The following is a 22668-nucleotide window of genomic DNA, read 5'->3' on the forward strand; positions in this document are numbered from 1 at the left end:
TAGAAACCTGGCCGAACTAAGTCTTATCCTATTTTTTAAACGCCCTGATTAATGTGATGTAACCTTTGTACACTTCGAACTCCTCGCTGTTTGCCTTTTTAACACGCAGTAAATAGTAATAGGTACCTTCGTTTAATCCTTCGCCCGTCCAGTTGTTCTGGTAACCTTTGGCATGGAATACTTCATTACCCCATCTGTTTACGATCTGCAGTTCGCTGGCCTGGTATTGGTTAAGGCCAATGATCTCGAAGGTATCGTTAATACCATCGCCGTTTGGCGTAAACAGGTTTGGAATGGTAATGCCGGTGAAGTTTGCCGTTAAGGTTACGGATGCAACATTGGTATAATAGCCGTAAGCATCTTTTACGCGGTAGGTAAATACATCATCGCCCACATAACCCGGATCCGGGGTGTAAGTTAACGTACCATCGGCATTTACTTTTACGGTACCATGTTTAGGCTGGCTTACAATCTCGACTGTTAATTTATCGAAGGTTGAGTTGCCCGGATCATCATTTGCCAGTACATTGATCACCACCGGTGCATTGGCAACGGTTTGCGCCTTATCATCAACAGCTGCCGGCGATTTAGGGAAAGTAGTAACGGTTGGTGTATTGTTCGTTTCGGCTGTTCCGGAAACGTCTGATACATTTGCACCACCCAGTGTTTTAGCATTTACGGTTGCGGTATTGGTTACCGTACCCAAATCCTTATCGGCCTGGGTTAAGGTGTAAACTTCCACATCGGTTGTGGTTGCACCCGGGGCAAGCCCGCCGGCAACGGTAACCACCTTATTGTTTAAGCCCAGTTTTGCATCAGATAAGGTAATGGTATTTAAAGTAATAGAACCTGTATTCTTAATGGTGAAGGTATAGGTTACTTTATTGCCATTAAATACCGACGTTTTAACCAGGGCAATTGATCCGGCATTCGGAACCTGTGTTACCGTTGGGGCATCATTATTCTCGGCTGTACCGGAAACATCGCTTACCGGAAGGTTTGCCGGTGTCCTTGCGTTCACATTAGCAGAGTTGGTTACGCTGCCCGCGTCTTTATCGGCCTGGGTTAACTGATATACATAGGTATCGGTAATGGTACCGCCCGGGGCAACATTGCCAGAATAGGTTTTGTTCAATCCAAGTTTGGCATCCAATAAGTTTACCACGTGCAGGGTAACATTTCCGCTATTCCTTATGGTAAAGTTATAGCTGATGCTGTTTCCATCAGCACTTAGCGTACCTGTTTTAACCAGGGTAATGGCAGATGCCGGAGCAATTACCGTTACGGTTGCATCACCAGTAGCAGGTGTATTCGGATCATCAGATAGTTTGCTGATTGTTGTACCACCCGGCGTTTGTGCAGTTGCTGAAGCCTGGTTGGTAAACGAACCTGCATTCACCTCGGTTAAAGTAACGGTGTGTTTAGCGGTTACGGTTACACTTGCACCTGGTAATAAGCTGACAATGCCTGCAGGAGTGATTGATCCTGCATCGGCACCTGCATCGGTTACCGCAACATTTGTTAAGGTTACGTTACCCGTGTTGGTTACCACGATGTTGTAATTGATTACATCGCCAACTTTGCTTACGCTGTTGGTGGCTACTTTGGTCAGGCTCATTGATGCATTTGCAGTGATTGATGTAACCGTAGCATCATTTGGCGTGGTGGTATTCGGATCGTCAGATACTTTGGTCACGTTGTTTCCTTGCGGATCTTTCGCCGTTGCACTGGCCTGATTGGTTACACTACCTGCATTAATATCGGCCTGAGTTAATACATGTGTTGCCGTTAAAGTTACCGTTGCACCCGGAGCAAGTGTTGCAACCGGCGATCCGCTTACGGTTGCATTGGCATCGGTTACCACAATATTTGTCAAGGTAACATTGCCGGTATTGATTACAGTTAAGTTGTAATTCAAAGTACCACCTACGACTGTCGGAACCGTGCCAGAAGCCACTTTGGTAAAGGTAAAGGCCGGCGATGGCGTTAACGACGTAACAGTTGCATCATTTGGCGCAGTGGTATTCGGATCGTCAGATACCTTGGTCACGTTGTTACCATTTGGATCTTTCGCCGTTGCACTGGCCTGGTTGATTACACTGCCTGCATTAACATCGGCCTGAGTTAATACATGCGTTGCTATTAAAGTTACTGTTGCACCCGGAGCAAGTGTTGCAACCGGCGATCCGTTTACAGTTGCATTGGCATCAGTTACCACGATATTACTTAAGGTTACATTACCAGTATTGGTTACCACCAGGTTGTACGTTAATGTAGCTCCTGCATTTGTTGGCACCGTACCTGAAACTACCTTGGTAAAGGTAAATGATGGTGATGGAGCAAGTGGCGTGATCGTTGCATCATTTGGTGTGGTGGTATTCGGATCGTCAGATACCTTGGTCACGTTGTTGCCATTTGGATCTTTCGCCGTTGCACTGGCCTGGTTGGTTATACTACCTGCATTAACATCGGCCTGAGTTAATACATGCGTTGCTGTTAAAGTTACTGTTGCACCCGGAGCAAGTGTTGCAACCGGCGAACCGCTAACAGTTGCATTGGCATCAGTTACCACAATATTGCTTAGGGTTACGTTACCGGTATTGGTTACCACCAGGTTATAGGTTAATGTAGCTCCTGCATTTGTTGGCACCGTACCTGCAACTACCTTGGTAAAGGTAAATGCCGGCAATGGCGTTAACGAAGTAACCGTTGGGGTATCATTTGTTTTATCAGTACCCGAAACATCGTTTATTGTATTTCCTGATGGGGTTTTAGCGCTTAATGAAGCAGAGTTGGTTACCGAACCGGCATCTTTATCTGCCTGGGTTAAGGTATATACTTCTGTATCGGTTAAACTCTGACCAGCTGCCAATGGTCCGGCTATTGTTTTATTTAAGCCTAGCTTAGCATCGGTTAATACAATGGTATTTAAATCAGTAGTACCGGTATTGAATACGGTAAACGTATAGGTAATATTGTTTCCGTCAGCAGAAATCGCCCCTGTCTTCACTAAAGCTATTCCGCCTTTTAACACTGGTGTACTCACGGTTGCCGAATTGTTTGCCTGATCAGGATCATTGGTGCCTGTTGCCGCAGCTACAGTTACCTGATTGGTTAACGTTCCGGTAAAGGTTGCATTTACACTTCCATTTACCACGAGCGTTACCGATTGACCTGCAGTTAAATCTGCAGCTAAAGTAAATGTGCCTGCGGTTGCACTATATGTACCTCCAGTTGCTATATAAGTTACATTTTCCAATCCTGCCGGAAGACTCTCTGTTATACCGATCGCTTTTCCAGCCAGAACCGTTGCTGGTCCGTTGTTGGTGATGGTAATGGTATAGCTGATTGTTCCATTGTTTTCTACTGAAGTTTTATTGGCCACTTTACTTACCGAGAGATCAGTAATCCAGTTCGGAATAACTACCGTTACGATAGCCGTTGATGATTGTGCCGGATCTAACTTATCAGTTATTTTATACTGTAAAGTATAGGTTCCAGGCAATGTACCCGCAGCTACATTAACACTTCCATCTGCGGGATTAATATTAATGTTTGCATTGCTGGTTGATAACTGCGTAATGGTTACACCTGCAAGGGTTGCAGCAGTACCATTATTGTAGGTATCGTTGCTTATGATATTAGCCACTGCTACCCCACCTGTAAATCCGTTTGCCGTTCCGCTGTCATCATTGGCCAAAATAATACCAGAAGTTACCGTAATGGTTACGCTGGTGGTTTTGGTTTGACCAGGGTTCAGCTTATCTTCAATCTGATAAGTAACCGTATAGGTTCCTACCGGCGTATTTGGCGCTACGATCACTTTTCCTGTGGTTACATCAAGGGTAACATTCGGGTTAGAGGTAGCTACCTGTGTTAAATTAACGTTAGCTAATGTAGCCGGGTTACCATTATAGGTATCGTTTGCCAGTACGTTTGCTACTGCTGTACCACCTGTAACTGCATTTGCGGTGCCAGAATCGCTGGTTGCAATCAGTTCAGGAGCTGTTACAATAATGGTTACGGTTGCATCTGCAAACTCACCAGGGTTTAATTTATCTTCAATTCTATAAACCAGGGTATAAGTACCGGCAGGCGTATTCGGCGCAACATTAACCGATCCTGTAGTAACATTTAAGGTTACATTAGCATTCGAAGTTGATACCTGTGTTAAGGTTACCTGAGCAAGAGTTGCCGGTGCACCATTGTAAGTATCGTTAGCCAATACATTACTCAATGCGGTACCACCTGTTAAACCGTTAACTGTACCTGTGTTTGCATTTGCAACAATTGCCGGTGCAGTTACCTCAATGGTTACTGTTGCCTGTTTAGTTTGACCAGGATTTAATTTATCCTCAATCTGATAAACCACAGTATAGGTTCCGGCAGGAGTATTTGGTGCAACATTAACCTGTCCGGTTGCCGGATCCAAGCTCACGCTGGCATTTGAAGTTGATAATTGTGTTAAAGTAACATTTGCCAAAGTCGCCAGACCACCGTTATAAGTATCGTTGGCCAGTACATTGCTTACTGCTGTACCACCACTGTAACCATTTGCCGTTCCTGAATCAGCATTTGCAGCCAATGCCGGTGCAGCAACCGTTACGGTTATACTTGCAGTTACGGTTTTACCAGGGTTTAATTTATCCTCGATCTGGTAAACCACAGTGTAGGTTCCGGCTGGTGTATTTGGAAGTACATTTACAGATCCGGTTGCCGGATCTAGGGTAACGTTTCCGTTTGTAGTTGATACCTGTGTTAAGGTAACATCTGCTAAAGTAGCCGGATTACCATTATAGGTATCGTTAGCGAGTACGTTTGTAACCACTACTCCACCGGTTACTCCATTTATGGTACCGTTATCTGCATTTGCAACCATTACCGGAGCCGTTACAATTATCACCGCATTTGCAGTTTTGGTTAAGCCAGGGTTCAGGATATCCTCAATCTGGTAAACCACTGTATAAGTTCCGGCTGGTGTGTTTGGTGCTACGTTTACAGCACCCGTTGCCGGATCTAGTGTTACATTGACATTATCTGTTGAAACCTGCGTTAATTTAACATTCGCAGCAGTTGCAGCAATACCATTATAGGTATCGTTTGCCAGTACATTTGATATGGCCGTGCCACCTGTTAAACCATTTGCCGATCCATTGTCGCCATTTGCAACCATTGCAGGTGCAGTTACGGTAACTGTAGCCACTGCAGTTTTGGTCGATCCCGGATTTAAAAGATCTTCGATAGTATAGGTTACTGTGTAGTTACCAGCCTGGGTACCCGGAGCTACAATTACAGTACCTGTTGTGATATCTAAAGTAACATTCGGATTATCAGTTGATGCCTGCGCCAGTTTAATATTTGTTAAAGTTGCAGCAGCACCATTGTAAGTATCGTTTGCCAATACGTTAGCGATGGCTGCTCCTCCTGTAAAACCATTTGCTGAACCGATATCGTTATTGGCCACCATTGCAGGGGCACTAACCGTAATGGTTACTGTTCCCGTTTGGAACGAACCAGGGTTTAGCTTATCCTCAATTCTGTACTCAACAGTGTAAGTACCTGCTTTGGTATCCGGAGCTACATTTATTGCCCCGGTTGTTGGATCTAAGGTAACATTCGGATCAGTAGTTGATAACTGACTCAGGTTTACATTAGCTAAAGTTGCCGGAGAACCATTGTAGGAATCGTTTGCCAGTACATTTGGAACCGCTACACCTCCGGTAAATCCGTTCGCCGAACCTGCATCAGTGTTGGCTACTATCACAGGAGCATCTACCACGACGGTAGCCATAGCCTGTTTGGTTAAACCTGGGTTAAGCTTGTCTTCAATCTCATAAACCACGTGGTACGTTCCTGCTTTGGCACCTGCCGAAACATTAACCTGGCCCGTAGCCGGATCTAAGTTTACATTGGCCGCATAATCAGATGAAATCTGTTTCAGGTTAACCGTAGTTAAGGCTGCTGCTGCGCCGTTGTAACTATCGTTAGCCAGCACGTTTGTAATGGCATTGCCACCTGTTACGCCGTTTACCTGCCCGTTGTCATCATTAGCAATTAATGCCGGCGCAGTTACGGTAACTGTAGCTACTGCAGTTTTGATTGATCCAGGGTTTAATAAATCTTCGATGCTATAGGTTACCGTGTAGGTTCCGGCTTTAGTGCCTGGAGCTACATTTACAGTACCCGTAGCAATATCTAAAGTAACATTCGGATTATCGGTTGCTGATTGTGCCAGTTTAACATTGGCCAAAGTTGCAGCAGTACCATTATAAGTATCGTTCGCCAATACGTTAGCAATGGCTGCTCCACCTGTAAAACCATTTGCTGAGCCGCTATCATTATTCGCAACCAGTACAGGCGCACTAACCGTTATGGTTACTGTTCCGGTTTGGAATGAACCCGGATTTAATTTATCCTCGATTCTGTACTCAATAGTATAAGTACCTGCTTTGGTATTCGGAGCTATATTTATTGCCCCGGTTGCTGGATCTAAAGTAACATTCGGATCAGTAGTTGATAACTGACTCAGGTTTACATTAGCTAAGCTTGCCGGAGAACCATTGTACGAATCATTCGCCAGTACATCTGGAACCGCTACGCCTCCGGTAAATCCGTTTGCCGAACCGGCATCAGTGTTGGCTACCATCACAGGGGCATCTACCACAACAGTAGCAGTTGCCTGTGTAGTTAAGCCCGGGTTTAACTTGTCTTCAATCTCGTAAACCACGTGGTAAGTCCCAGCTTTGGCACCTGCCGAAACATTTACCTGACCAGTAGCCGGATCTAAATTTACATTAGCAGCATAATCTGATGAAATCTGTTTCAGGTTAACCGTAGTTAAAGTAGCTGCTGCGCCATTATAGCTATCGTTAGCCAGCACGTTTGCAATGGCATTACCACCAGTTACACCATTTACCTGCCCGTTATCTGCATTGGCAACTATTGCTGGTGCAGTAACAGTAACGGTAACTGTTGCCTGTTTTACTTCTGTGGTGTTAATACGATCGGTAATGGTATAAACCACTTTGTAAACGCCTGCCGTAGTACCTGGCTGAACGTAAACCTCGCCATTACCTACATTTAATTTCACTTTTGGATTATCTGTAGATATTTCAGTTAAATATACTCCAGCCAATGTAGCAGGGGCGTTATTGAATAAATCGTTGGTTAATACATTTGAAACGGCTACCCCACCTTCGAAACCATTTTCGGTACCGTTATCATCAACCGCCAGCATTGGTGCAGCAGTTACCGTGATGGTTACAGTTGCCTGAGCGGTTTTGCCTGGATTTAACTTGTCTTCGATCTGATAAACCAGCGTATAAGCAGCTTCTGGTGTGCCAGCGGCTACATTTACTTTTCCGGTAGCAACATCTAAAGTTACACCCGGATTTGAAGTAGAAATCTGACTTAAAGTAACATTCGCCAGTGTTGCGGTATTGCCATCGTAGTTATCGTTTGCCAGTACATCTGCTATTGCTGTTCCGCCTGATATTCCATTAATTGCGCCTGCATCATTCACGGCAACAATTGCAGGTGCAGCAACCGTAATGGTTACCGAAGCCTGTTTGGTTAAACCAGGATTTAATTTATCCTCGATCTGGTAAACTAAAGTATAAATTCCTGCCGGAGTATTTGGCGCAACGTTAACTGCACCAGTGGTTATATCTAATGATAAACCTGGATTAGTAACCGAAACCTGGGTTAAGGTAACATTGGTTAAAGTTGCAGGACTCACGCCATTATAGGTATCGTTCGCCAGTACATTTGGTACCGCAACTCCACCGGTAAAGCCATTGGCTGTTCCGGTATCACCATTAGCATTCATTACAGGGGCGTTAACCGTAACGGTAACACTTGCCTGTTTGGTCTGACCGGGATTTAATTTATCCTCGATCTGGTAAACCACTGTATAAGTTCCGGCAGTTGTATTAGGAGCCACATTTACTGAACCTGTAGCCGGATCTAAAGTTACATTTGCATTTGTTGTTGATACCTGCGTTAAAGTAACATTGATTAAAGTTGCCTGACCGCCATTGTACATATCGTTCGCCAAAACGTTATTTACGGCTGTTCCGCCTATGAAACCGTTTGCTGTACCGGCATCAGCATTTGCAACCAATACAATCGGATCAACAGTTACAGTAACGTTAGCCGTAGTTTTCAAGCCCGGATTTAATTTATCCTCGATCTGGTAAACCACCGTATAAGTTCCGGCAATTGTATTAGGAGCCACATTAACCTCACCTGTAGCCGGATCTAAAGTTACATTCGCGTTTGTGGTAGAAACCTGTGTTAAGGCAACATTAGTTAAAGTTGCCGGAGCCCCATTGTAGGTATCATTCCATAATACATTTGATACTGCTACCCCACCGGTATAACCGTTAGCCGAACCAGTATCATTTGCAGCAACAATTGCAGGAGCAGCAACTGTAATGGTTACCGAAGCCTGTTTAATTTGACCCGGATTTAATTTATCCTCAATCTGGTAAATCAAAGTATAAATTCCTGCCGGAGTATTTGGCGCAACGTTAACTGCACCGGTGGTCACATCAAGCGATAAACCCGGATTAGTTGTCGACACCTGGGTTAAAGTAATATTGGTTAAAGTTGCAGGACTTACGCCATTATAGGTATCGTTTGCCAGTACATTTGGTACCGCAACTCCACCGGTGAAGCCATTAGCCGTTCCGGTATCACCATTCGCGTTCATTACAGGAGCATTAACTGTAACGGTAACACTTGCCTGTTTGGTCTGACCCGGATTTAATTTATCCTCGATCTGGTAAACCACTGTGTAAGTTCCGGCCGTTGTATTCGGTGCGACGTTAACTTTTCCTGTAGCCGGATCTAAAGTTACATTTGCATTGGTGGTTGATACCTGCGTTAAGGTAACATTGGTTAAAGTTGCCTGACCGCCATTGTACATATCGTTAGCCAATACGTTGTTTACGGCTGTTCCACCTGTGAAACCGTTTGCTGTACCGGCATCAGCATTTGCAACCAATGCAATCGGATCAACAGTTACAGTAACATTAGCTGTAGTTTTAAAGCCCGGATTTAATTTATCTTCGATCTGGTAAACCACCGTATAAGTTCCGGCAGTTGTATTTGGCGCAACATTTACGGTGCCAGTAACCGGATCTAACGTTACATTCGCATTTGTGGTAGAAACCTGTGTTAAGGCAACATTGGTTAAAGTTGCAGCGGTACCGTTATAAGTATCATTCCATAATACATTCGATACAGCTACCCCACCGGTATAGCCATTGGCCGAACCGGCATCATTGGTGGCGACAATTGCCGGTGCAGCAACTGTAATGGTTACCGAAGCCTGTTTAGTTTGACCAGGATTTAATTTATCCTCAATCTGATAAACTACGGTATAGGTACCTGCGGTTGTATTTGGTGCAACGTTAATTGCACCGGTAGTTACATCCAGGCTAACATTAGCATTTGTAGTAGAAACCTGGGTTAAAGTAATATTGGTCAGGGTAGCCGGATCGCCGTTGTAACTATCATTCGATAGTACATTCGGTACTGCTACCCCGCCTGTAAATCCATTGGCAGAACCTGTATCGTTATTTGCAGTTAATACAGGAGCATTAACCGTAACAACTACATTGGCATTTGTTTTTTGGCCAGGGTTTAATTTATCTTCAATCTGATAAACCAGTGTATAAGTATCTGCAGGAGTATTCGGTGCTACGTTAACTTTTCCGGTTGCCGGATCTAAAGTAATGTTGGCATTTGTGGTTGATACCTGCGTTAAAATAACATTGGTTAAGGTAGCCGGAGCACCGTTGTAGGTATCATTCACCAATACATTTGGTACCGCTACGCCACCAACATAACCATTTACCGAGCCATTATCTGCATTGGCAACAATTGCCGGAGCAGTAACGGTAACCGATACCGTGGCATCTGAAGTTAAGGTTGGATTTACCTTATCTGCAATGCGATACACCAAATTATAGGTTCCTGCCGGTGTATTTGCCGCAACGTTAACTGCTCCAGTAGCCGTATTTAAGGTTACTTTAGCATCTGAAGTAGATACAAGTGAAAGAATAACCTCATTAAGTGTTGGAGTTGTTCCATTGTAGGTATCGTTAACCAGCACATTGTTAACAGCTGTTCCGCCTGCGAAACCATTAATAGAGCCCGAATCGTTTACCGCCAGAATACCAGGTGCATTTACGGTAACTGTTACGTTAGCCGTTTTGGTTTGACCAGGATTTAATTTATCCTCAATCTGGTAAACCAAGGTATAAGTTCCTGCGGCTGTATTTGGTGCTACGTTAACCTCACCGTTTGTTACATTTAAGGTAACTTTTGGATCGGTAGTAGAAACCTGCGTTAAATTAACATTTGTTAAAGTTGCCGGATTACCGTTGTAAGTATCGTTCGCTAAAACATTAGGAACGGCTACCCCACCTGTAAAACCGTTGACCGAGCCATTATCTGCTGTAGCCACAAGTGCAGGTGCAGTAACAGTAATGGTTACTGTTGCCGTTGTTTTTTGACCGGGATTTAATTTATCCTCAATCTGATATACTAAGGTATAAGTACCCGCCTGGGTGTTGGCTGCTACATTTACCTGTCCGGTAGCCGGATTTAAGGTTACATTTGCGTTTGAGGTAGAAACCTGTGTTAAGGTTACATTGGTTAAAGTTACCGGAGTTCCGTTATAAGTATCATTCGCTAAAACGTTAGGAACCGCTACCCCACCTGTAAAACCATTCGCCGTGCCAAGATCAGCATTTGCAATCATTTGTGGCGCGGTAACCGTAACCACCGCATTGGCGGTTTTAACCTGAGCCGGATTTACTTTATCCAAAATCTGGTAAACCACGGTATAAGTACCTGCCGCTGTGTTTGCTGTAACATTTACTTTTCCTGTAGCAGGATCTAAAGTTACATTTGCATTAGTGGTCGAAACCTGCGATAAAGTAACCTGGGCTAAAGTAGCCGGATTACCATTATAAGTATCGTTGGCCAATACATCTGCAATGGCCAGGCCACCTGTAAAACCATTGGCAGTACCTGCATCATCATTGGCTACAAGCGCCGGTGCATCTACCGTAATGGTGACTGTTGCCGTTTTGGTAGAACCCGGATTCAGTTTATCAGCAATCTGATAAGTTAAGGTATAAGTACCGCCCGGTGTATTCGGATCAACATTTACTTTTCCTGTGGTTACATCTAAAGTAACTTTCGGATTTGAAGTAGAAACCTGCGATAAGGTTACTTCATTTAAGGTAGCTACATTGCCGTTATAGGTATCGTTTAATAAAACGTTGGCTACGGCAGTACCTCCTGTGGCACCATTTATAGTTCCGGCATCGTTGCTCGCCGTCATATCTGGTGTAATAACCGTAACTACAGCGTTAGCGGTTTTGGTTTGACCAGGGTTTAATTTATCTTCAATCTGGTAAACCACAGTGTAAGTTCCGGCCTGAGTGCCCGCAACAACGTTTACTTTTCCGGTCGCCGGATCGAGGGAAACTTTAGTATTTGTAGTAGATAACTGGGTTAAGGTAACATTGGTTAAGGTTGCCTGTCCGCCGTTATAATTATCGTTTGCCAACACATTATTAATGGCTGTGCCACCTGTAAAACCGTTAGTGGTTCCTGCATCGGCATTCGCCGCTAAAGCAGGACTGGTTACAATAACATCAACTGTAGCTGTTTTGGTTTGTGACGGAACCGGATTCACCTTATCCTGAATCTGGTAAACCAAAGTATAGTTTCCGGCAACAGTACCCGCTGCTACATTTACTTTGCCTGTAGTGGCATCTAAGGTAACATTTGGATTTGAAGTAGAAATCTGCGATAAGTTAACATTGCTTAATAAAGCAGTGCTGCCATCATATGAGTCGTTAGCCAACACATTGTTTACTGCAGTACCACCTGTAAATCCATTTGCTGTACCATTATCATTGTTGGCAATAATAGCAGGAGCCGTTACGGTTACCGTTACACTAGCCTGTTTAGTTTGACCAGGGTTTAATTTATCTTCAATCTGATAAACTACAGTATAAGATCCGGCAGGTGTACCGGCAGTTACATTAATTGCTCCGGTAGCAGGATCTAAGGTAACGTTAGTGTTAGTAGTAGAAATTTGGGTAAGGTTAACATTCGATACCGTAGCAGTAGCACCATTGTAAGTATCGTTTGCCAGTACATTTGAAACAGCAACACCGCCAGTATATCCGTTTGCCGTGCCATTATCAGGATTTGCAACCATTACAGGTGCATTTACGGTAACGGTAACAGTTGCATTTTTAAACAAACCCGGATTCGCCTTATCTTCAATACGATATACCAAAGTATAAGTTCCGGCTTTTGTATTTGCAGCAACAATTACTTCTCCTGTAGAGGTGTTCAGGGTAACCTTCGGATCAGAAGTTGAAACCTGGGTTAAATTAACTTCGCTTAGATTTGCAGTGCTTCCGTTATAAGTATCGTTTGCTAAAACATTAGCTACTGCTACCCCACCGGTTAAACCATTAGCCGATCCGTTGTCATCATTGGCAATCATCGGTGCAGGCTCAACAGTTACGGTTACAGTTGCCTGTTTGGTTAATGCTGGATTTAATTTATCAGTGATCTGATATACCACCGTATAAGTTCCGGCAAGTGTATTAGGTGCTACATTTACTTTTCCGGTAGTTACATCTAAAGTAACATTTGGATTTGAGGTCGAAATCTGCGCTAAGGTAACATCTGTTAAAGTAGCTGTATTTCCGTTGTATTTATCGTTTGCTAAAACATTGTTTACAGCGGCACCTCCGGTATAACTGTTTACAGTACCATTATCGGCATTGGCAATCATTTCCGGTGCTTCAACCGTTATCACCGCATTTGCTCTTTTCTTCTGCGCAGGATTTAAAAGATCTGTAATTTCATAAACCACAGTATAAGTTCCCGCAGGTGTTTTGGCATCTACAATTACTTTTCCGGTTGCGGGTTCTAAATGAACATTTGCATTCGATGTTGAAATCTGTGCTAACGAAACCTCGTTCAGCGTAGCAGTATTTCCATTGTAGGTATCGTTCAATAATACGTTCGCAATGCCTGTTCCGCCGGTTAAACCGTTTATTGTACCTGAATCATCAACTGCAACCATCGTTGGCAAACCAACAATAATGGTTACCACAGCCGTTTTACTTAAAGTCGGGTTAAGTTTATCGGTAATTTTATAAGTTAAGGTATAGGTTCCTGCCGGGGTATTTGGATCAACAGTTACATTACCATTGGTGGTATTTAATTTAATTTTCGGATCTGATGAAGAAACAAAATCTAAAGTAACGTCGTTTAAAGTGGCCGGATTACCATCGTAGGTATCATTTGCCAGCACATTTGTTAATGCAACACCACCTGTAAATCCGTTAACGCTGCCATTATCTGCATTTGCAACCATAACAGGTGCATTTACCAGCACGGTAGCTACCGCTTGCGATACTTTAGAAGCATCGAGCAAATCGGTAATTTTATAATTAATGGTATAGGTACCGGCAGGGGTTTTCGGATCAACATTTATTTTACCTGTGGTTACATCGAGGTTAACCTTAATGTTATCTGTTGATACCTGCTCTAGTTTTACGTTGCTTAAGGTAGCCTGCTGACCTCCGTTTACTTCATCATTAACCAATACATTATTGATGGCCGCACCACCTAATAAACCACCAATGCTTCCACTGTCGTTTTTAGCCAGGATATTCGCCGAGCTTACCGTAACGGTAATTTTAGCATTTGAAGTTTTGGTGATATCTAATTTATCAATAATCTGATATTCAATCACATAAACGCCGGCTGGTGTATTTGCCGCCACATCAACCGAACCGGAGACTAAATTAAGGGTAACTTTTCCTGAGCTGTTATTGGTGATTTCCTTAATGGTAACAGAAGAAGTGGTTGCGGCATTATCTACGCCATTATAAGTATCGTTGATTAAGATATTGGCAACTGCATTTCCACCAGAAGTTCCGGAAGTACCTGTATCATCTTTAGCCAGCAAAGTTCCGTTGGTAACGGTTACTACTGCATTGGCAGATGATGACTTTGTTCCGTCAAGTTTATCGGTAATGGTATAGTTTATAGTATAAGTACCAACCGGGGTTCCGGCAGCAACATTTACGATTCCTGTTGAGGGATCTAAGGTTACTTTACCATTGCTGTTATTAGTGTTTTCTGTAATGGCAACGTTTGAAGTAGTAGCAGCATTTGTAACACCATTATAGGTATCATTTGCTAAAATATTGGCAATTGCTGTTCCGCCTGTAGTTGCATTTTGAGTACCAGAATCGTTTTGCGCCAAGATTGTACCATTGGTTACCGTTACCACGGCATTGGCGGACGATGATTTTGTGCCATCAAGCTTATCGGTAATGGTGTAATTAATGGTATAAGTACCAACCGGGGTATTTGGAGCTACGGTTACCTCGCCAGTTGTTGTATTTAGGCTTACTTTACCGTTGCTGTTATTGGTATTTTGGGTAATGGTAATATTTGCGGCAGAGGCTACACCTGAGTTTGGCGTACCATTGTAGGTATCGTTACTTAAAACAGAAGCAATTGCTGTTCCACCTGTTGTTCCATTTTGTGTACCAGAATCGTTTTGCGCCAAGATTGTACCATTGGTTACCGTTACCACTGCATTGGCGGACGATGATTTTGTGCCATCAAGCTTATCGGTAATGGTGTAATTGATGGTATAAGTACCTGCAGGGGTTCCGGCAGCAACACTCACTACTCCTGTAGCAACATTTAAGGTTACTTTACCATTGCTGTTATTAGTGTTTTCTGTAATGGCAACGTTTGAAGTAGTAGCAGCATTTGCAACACCATTATAGGTATCATTTGCTAAAATATTGGCAATTGCTGTTCCGCCTGTGGTTGCATTTTGAGTGCCAGAGTCGTTTTGCGCTAAGATTGTACCATTGGTTACCGTTACCACGGCATTGGCAGATGATGATTTTGTGCCGTCAAGCTTATCGGTAATGGTGTAATTAATGGTATAAGTACCAACAGGGGTATTTGGAGCTACGGTTACCTCGCCAGTTGTTGTATTTAGGCTTACTTTACCGTTGCTGTTATTGGTATTTTGGGTAATGGTAATATTTGCGGCAGAGGCTACACCTGAGTTTGGCGTACCATTGTAGGTATCGTTACTTAAAACAGAAGCAATTGCTGTTCCACCTGTTGTTCCATTTTGTGTACCTGAATCATCGAAAGCAGCAATGGTTCCATTGGTTACCGTTACCACTGCATTTGCAGATGATGTTAGTGTTGCATCAAGTTTATCGGTAATGGTGTAATTGATGGTATAAGTACCAACTGGTGTACCAGCAGCTACCGTTACCTCACCAGTAGTTGTGTTAAGTGTAACCTTGCCCGCACTGTTATTTGTATTTTGGGTAATGGTTACATTGGCTGCAGTTGCTGAATTTGCGATACCATTATAGGTATCGTTGGTTAATACAGAAGTAATTGCCGTTCCACCTGCGGTTCCGTTTTGGTTGCCCGTATCATTTTGAGCCAAAATAGCACCATTTGCAACAGTGATAGTTACCGTAACCGGATCAGAAGTTACTCCATTTATATTTAACGTGTAAGTAAAGGTATTGGTTCCTTTAAATCCATTTGCAGGCGTGTAATTTACCGTTCCGTTCGCCTGAACAATAGCCGTACCGTTAGCCGGTGCAGTTACTATATTTACAGTTGCACCTGATACCGCTGCACCATCATTGGCTTTTACGTCCAGATTTTTTAAAGTGTTAATAGATGTACTGAAATTATCATTTACACCTGTAGGCTTCACCGTAATGGTTGCACTCTGGCCAATTGCTCTTGAACAGCCATTTGCATCAGAAACACTTACTAAGTTATAAGTAAAGATGCCCGGGGCGGCAGTCGATTGCGCTACCGTTGCAGTTGCTGTTGCACTATTTAAGGTAGCATTTGTACCGCCATTGATATTATAAGTAAATACGAATGGAGCCGTTCCTGCAGTAGCTGTAAAAGTTACATTCGGATTGGTAGCACCAATATTTACAGTAGTAGTTCCGGCAATTGTGGCGTTTGGTAATGGGTTAACTGTTACGGTTGTACCTGCTGAAGCAGCACTGGTACAACTGCCATTATTTGTGGTTACAGTATAAATACCAGCAGCATTGGCCGTATATGTTTTGTTGGTAGCACCATTTATTGCTATGCCTCCTAAATACCATTGGTTCCCACTTGCTGCGGATGAGGTTAATACTACGCTTCCACCGCTACATATAGCAGTTGAAGGCCCGGGGGTAATTACAGGCGCCGCTGGTGTTACCGGCTGTGCATTTACAACCACACTTGTTGCTGCTGAAGTACAGCTTCCGTTACTTGTGGTAACATTATGCGTACCCGGAGCAACTCCGGTAAAAGTTGAAGAAGACTGGAAAGCCCCGCCATCCAGTGAATAAGTGATACCAGCACCTTGTGCAGGGCTGCTCACCACAATGGTTCCCGTTGCTACTGAACAAGTTGGTTGTACAGTTGTACTCGCTGTCGGAGCGGCTGGAGTTACAGGCTGTGCATTTACAACAACACTTGTTGCCGCTGAAGTACAGCTTCCGTTACTGGTAGTAATATTATGCGTACCTGGAGCAACTCCGGTAAAAGTTGAAGAAGACTGGAAAGCACCGCCATCCAGTGAATAAGTGATACCAGCACCTTGTGCAGGGCTACTCACTACAATGGTTCCCGTTGCTACAGAACAGGTTGGCTGTACAGTTGTACTCGCTGTAGGAGCGGCTGGAGTTACAGGCTGTGCATTTACAACCACACTTGTTGCCGCTGAAGTACAGCTTCCGTTACTGGTAGTAATATTATGCGTACCCGGAGCAACTCCGGTAAAAGTTGAAGAAGACTGGAAAGCCCCGCCATCTAATGAATAAGTGATACCAGCACCTTGTGCAGGGCTGCTCACCACAATGGTTCCCGTTGCTACTGAACAAGTTGGCTGTACAGTTGTACTCGCTGTCGGAGCCGCTGGTGTTACAGGCTGTGCATTTACAACCACACTCGTTGCCGCTGAAGTACAGCTTCCATTACTGGTGGTAACATTATGTGTACCCGGAGCAACTCCGGTAAACGTTGAAGAAGACTGGAAAGCCCCGCCATCTAATGAATAAGTGATACCAGCACCTTGTGCAGGGCTGCTCACCACAATGGTTCCCGTTGCTACTGAACAAGTTGGCTGTACAGTTGTACTCGCTGTCGGAGCCGCTGGTGTTACAGGCTGTGCATTTACAACCACACTCGTTGCCGCTGAAGTACAGCTTCCATTACTGGTGGTAACATTGTGTGTACCCGGAGCAACTCCGGTAAAAGTTGAAGAAGACTGGAAAGCCCCGCCATCAAGTGAATAAGTGATACCAGCACCTTGTGCAGGACTACTCACCACAATGGTTCCCGTTGCTACTGAACAGGTTGGCTGTACAGTTGTACTCGCTGTCGGAGCCGCTGGTGTTACCGGCTGTGCATTTACGACCACACTTGTTGCCGCTGAAGTACAGCTTCCGTTACTGGTGGTAACATTATGCGTACCCGGAGCAACTCCGGTAAAAGTTGAAGAAGACTGGAAAGCCCCGCCATCCAGTGAATAAGTGATACCAGCACCTTGTGCAGGGTTGCTCACCACAATGGTTCCGGTCGCTACTGAACAGGTTGGCTGTACAGTTGTACTCGCTGTCGGAGCCGCTGGTGTTACCGGCTGTGCATTTACAACCACACTTGTTGCCGCTGAAGTACAGCTTCCGTTACTTGTGGTAACATTATGTGTACCCGGAGCAACTCCGGTAAACGTTGAAGAAGACTGGAAGGCCCCGCCATCCAGTGAATAAGTGATGCCAGCACCTTGTGCAGGGCTGCTCACTACAATAGTTCCCGTTGCTACTGAACAGGTTGGCTGTACAGTTGTACTCGCTGTCGGAGCCGCTGGTGTTACCGGCTGTGCATTTACAACCACACTTGTTGCCGCTGAAGTACAGCTTCCGTTACTGGTGGTAATATTGTGTGTACCCGGAGCAACACCGGTAAAAGTTGAAGAAGACTGGAAAGCACCGCCATCTAATGAATAAGTGATACCAGCACCTTGTGCAGGGCTGCTCACTACAATGGTTCCCGTTGCTACTGAACAGGTTGGCTGTACAGTTGTACTCGCTGTAGGGGCGGCTGGTGTTACCGGCTGTGCATTTACAACCACACTCGTTGCCGCTGAAGTACAGCTTCCATTACTGGTGGTAACATTGTGTGTACCCGGAGCAACACCGGTAAACGTTGAAGAAGACTGGAAAGCACCGCCATCTAATGAATAAGTGATACCAGCACCTTGTGCAGGACTGCTCACTACAATGGTTCCGGTCGCTACTGAACAGGTTGGCTGTACAGTTGTACTCGCTGTAGGAGCGGCTGGTGTTACCGGCTGTGCATTTACAACCGCATTGTTAGATGCAACAGAGGTACAGCCATTTGAATTAGTTACTGTAAAAGTATATGTCGCACCAGCTGGGATGCCACTTATCGTTGTTGTAGTCGTATTACCCGTTGTGGTTACATTGCCTGGTGATCTGGTAACCGTCCAATTACCCGAAGGAAGGCCACTAAGTGCAACACTTGCAGTTGCAGTGGCACAGGTGGGTTGAGTAATTGTTCCAATAACTGGTGCTGCTGGAAGTGGGTTTACTGTTACGGCCGTACCTGTTGAAGGCAAACTCGAACATCCTCCGTTGTTTGTAGTAATTACTGTATAGGTTCCTGTTGCATTGGCCGTATAGGTTTGACCAGTAGCGCCACTAATGGCTATTCCACCTACATACCATTGATTGCCCGTAGTAGCAGATGAAGTTAAAACCACGCTTCCTCCATTACAAAATGTAGTAGATGAACCAGATGTGATTGTTGGCGTAGTTGGTGTAGCGGTCATCACTTTACTACCTGGCATAGTTTTGCTACATGAAGTAGAATTGGTTGCTAAAACCGTATAGGTCCCGGCAGCTGTTCTTGATCCGAAAGAAATTAAACTTCCATTGCCGGTACTTGTTACCGGTGCTCCGGAATTCACCCCATCTAGGAGAAGCTGATAACTTACCCCATTTTCACTTCCATCCAATCCAAAAGTAGTAGTAGATCCGCCGGTACACAAAGATCCTGTTGCCGTAATATTAAAATCAGAGGGTAGGTTATTTACCGTTACTGTTACAGCATTTGACATATCACTGGTACATGTTGAACTATTCGCAACAACGGTATAACTTCCTGAGGTACTAGCTGTATAGGCAGAAGAAGTGGCTCCGGAAATCAAAACACCATTTCTGTACCATTGATAAGAAACCGGGCTAGGCGTACCTGTGGTACTAGATGATAAAATTACTGAAGAACCACTACAAAATGTAGTAGAACTGCCCGCTGTAATGGTACGCGTTGCAGGTTTAGTGCCGCCAATCGTAACTGTCCATGCAGTTCTGCCCGAACTCACACATCCCGCTGATGTAACGCTCTGAACGTAGTAAGTCGTATTTACTGTTAAAGCGCCTGTTGTGTACGGAACCGTTCCTAAATAATTTCCGCCGGTAGCCGCATCATAAACATAATAGGAAAGCGAAGCATTTACCGGTAAAATATCCGTAGTATTTAACGTTGCTGTATTACCACTACATATTGTTTTACCTGCAACTGATGTTGGAGCTCCTGGATTGGCAGTCGAATTCGTTAAAACTACCGTACTATTTGAGTTTCCACAGGCTGCACTTGTAATGCTCCAGCGTAACGTTACCGAATTACCTGATGTTAATCCTGTAACTGTTGAAGTATTACTTGTTGGATTAGTGATGGTAGCACCATTTGCTGCTCCTACAATTGACCACACTCCAGTGCCATTTGCTGTCGGATTGCCGGCCAGAGTAAAGGTACCACTTCCGCAATTTGACTGATTGGAACCAGCGCTTGCAGTAGTAGGTGTAACATTAACAGTTACAGTTGCAGCAGGTCCTTCGCAACTTCCATTAGATTGTGTAATGTAATATAAGAATGTACCACCAACACTTGTATTAGGCACTGGTGGATTTACACTACTAACTCCGCCTAAATTTGTATAATAAAGTAAAGTGTAAGCACTATTTGTCCTGGTAGCAGAAATTGCTGTTGCCGTTGCACCAACGCAATAGTTATAGGTACTTGTGGTTACCGTTGGTGCAACTGTAGGAGCTGTTACAGCATTAAGCGATGCTACGTTATTGGCTGTATTTGTTTCAACATTTGATGTTGGTGTATCATCAAGTGTATAAGCAACACTTGCACTGTTATTATAACTGGTAGTGCCTGCCGGAGCCTTTATCGTAACTACAATCGGATTGGCATCGGTAGCACCGGCAGCCAGTGCAGTATTACTTTTATAAAAAACATAGGTTCTTGCCGCCGGTGCTGTCCCGGTTATGGTTGGTCCTGTCCAGCCAGTGTGGGTTTCACTAACCACCGTATAATTGGCCGGAATATTTACAGTAACACTGATCCTTCTGTTTGTGGTAGTTGTGGCCGTAGTTGATGAAAGATTCGTAACCGTATAAGTGTATGTATTTCCATTGGTTAAATCTAAACAGGGATTATTAATGGTACTATTTAAAGTTAAGTCAACATCAGAAGAATATATCGGTGTTTCAACTTTAGAAGTATTGTTGTCCAGATCCTGGTCGGTTATATCTGTTGGTAATGCAACAACCTTATTAATAATTTTGCTTCCCGGAGGCATGCCAGCTCCCGCCTTAAAAGTACCATTAACAGTAATTGTACCAGTGGAGTTTCTGAGCATATTTACAATTGCCGCAAAATTATTTACAGCGGAGGTTGAAGGCATCGAAGTTCCACCGTTAAAACCTGAATAACTAATGCTGTTAATGCTATAATCAGCCAGTGGATAGGTTCCTCCGGCGGCATTCTGGATCGTATCAGTTACATTAATATTTGAAAGATCTGCATCTGTATCATTTATAACTTTAATCGTATAATTGAAGGTTTGATTTGTGCCAAGCGTTAAATTATTTTGAGTAGTGGTTTTAACAACCCTTAAATTCCCAGGAGTAGTAACCAGTAAATTTCTGATTTCATGAAAATTAAATCCTCCACCTGTTGACGCAGCGAAGCCCAGCTTAAGATACTGTGGTGGAGCAGTAGTAGTCGTATAACTGATCAGATCAACAAATGCACCATTAGGTGTTTTAGTCCATCTAACCGTAATTTTATATTTTCCGTCAGCCGTCGGGGTGATCTCGATCTGAACCCGGCGGTAAAATGTACCGTCAGCCGGTCTTGTGGCCGTAACGGTGTTATAATCTAATTCATTTGCGGTAGCATCGGTACTTAATTGTACACTTGTTAAATATTTATTGGTAGGATCTATCCCGTTTACTACTGTTGGATTGGCATTGGTTGTTGTTGGTCCCCTCATCGTTACAGAGTTGGGTCTCAAACCCGGACCACCGTTTCTACCCTCATTGGAATTAGAGAAATTCCCGTACTCATCTAAACCTACGCCTACATAGCCTCCCGCAAGGCCCGTTGTAACCGGATTAGTACCACCAGTATTAGGTGCATATCCGAGTGATCCACCCAATCCACCCAAAGCAAAATTGGCATTGGCATCAAACAAAAATACCCCTATACCGTCCGCTCCGTTATAACTATCTGCTGCGCTCCTCCAGGTTTTATATTCAAAATCCACCAATACTCCTAAAGTAGATGGAAACGATTTATTTACATAGGCATAACCTTTTTGATTACCCGTACCTTTTGTTAATCTTAACCAGCCATCACCAGCTAAATCGTCGCTGCCAGAAGTTAAATAAGCGGTACCTTGGGTACCTCCTCCACCCCCAAGGGTAATTCCGGTAGCATTATTATTTTTAAAGTTTTCTGTGATGGTAAACTGTGCAAAAGATGTTTTTGCTCCAAAACATAACAATATTGAAATGAGTGCTATTTGTGCGAAATATTTACCGAAACCATTCGTTAAATAATTGTTAGTCCTCGAAAAATTTCGCGCAGGGATACACGAAGAGAGTAAAATTTTATTCATACACGGGATGATAGAGCGGCTACCTCATTGGGGATAATGTAACCATTATAAGCTATTTGTCGGTTTTAGAACCACTTACGTAATTTCAAAACCTATGGTTTAAAAAAAATGAACGTAACTTATTATTTATCGCTAAATGTTCATTCTGTTCATTTCAGGCCACAAAGATATATTATTCAGTATGTTTCTTTTTACTTAAGTGGTAATATACGTAGTATAAAAACTACAAAAAATGCAAAATTTGATATTTGTCATAAAAAATATGGTCATAGGCTAAATATGGCCGCTTTTTTAAAAGCCTGGAATCCAAGCGCATTTGATTTAGATCAATTAATTGAGCACAACTAATAGCTATATAATATTTTTGTCATAATAGACGACTGTATTCTGGTGCTTAAATTTTAGCAGTTACGCCTGAGAATATCCAATTGAAATCATGCTAACAGCATTAATAATTAGTTATATCAGGATAATCTGTAAAGACGATAATTTCAGGTAGGATTAAGGATATACCATTAAACATAAAACTTTAGGTATTTTATCTTGTTATATCAGTA

1 protein-coding gene is annotated in these 22668 nt (G+C 43.6%); it reads right to left on the bottom strand.

The annotated features are described in order from the left end of the window. Positions 1 to 28: 28 nt before the first annotated feature. Entirely contained in the window at positions 29 to 22111 is a 22083-nt protein-coding gene (locus tag ABD769_RS22190) for a DUF7507 domain-containing protein (RefSeq protein ID WP_344853546.1), read from the bottom strand. Positions 22112 to 22668 lie beyond the last annotated feature (557 nt).

The organism is Pedobacter jeongneungensis (genome assembly GCF_039538295.1).
GTDB classification, from domain to species: domain Bacteria; phylum Bacteroidota; class Bacteroidia; order Sphingobacteriales; family Sphingobacteriaceae; genus Pedobacter; species Pedobacter jeongneungensis.

What these genes read in the sequence shown, in the direction of transcription:
- ABD769_RS22190 (WP_344853546.1), bottom strand. Translation starts at nt 22,111, where the DNA reads ATGAATAAAATTTTACTCTCTTCGTGTATCCCTGCGCGAAATTTTTCG.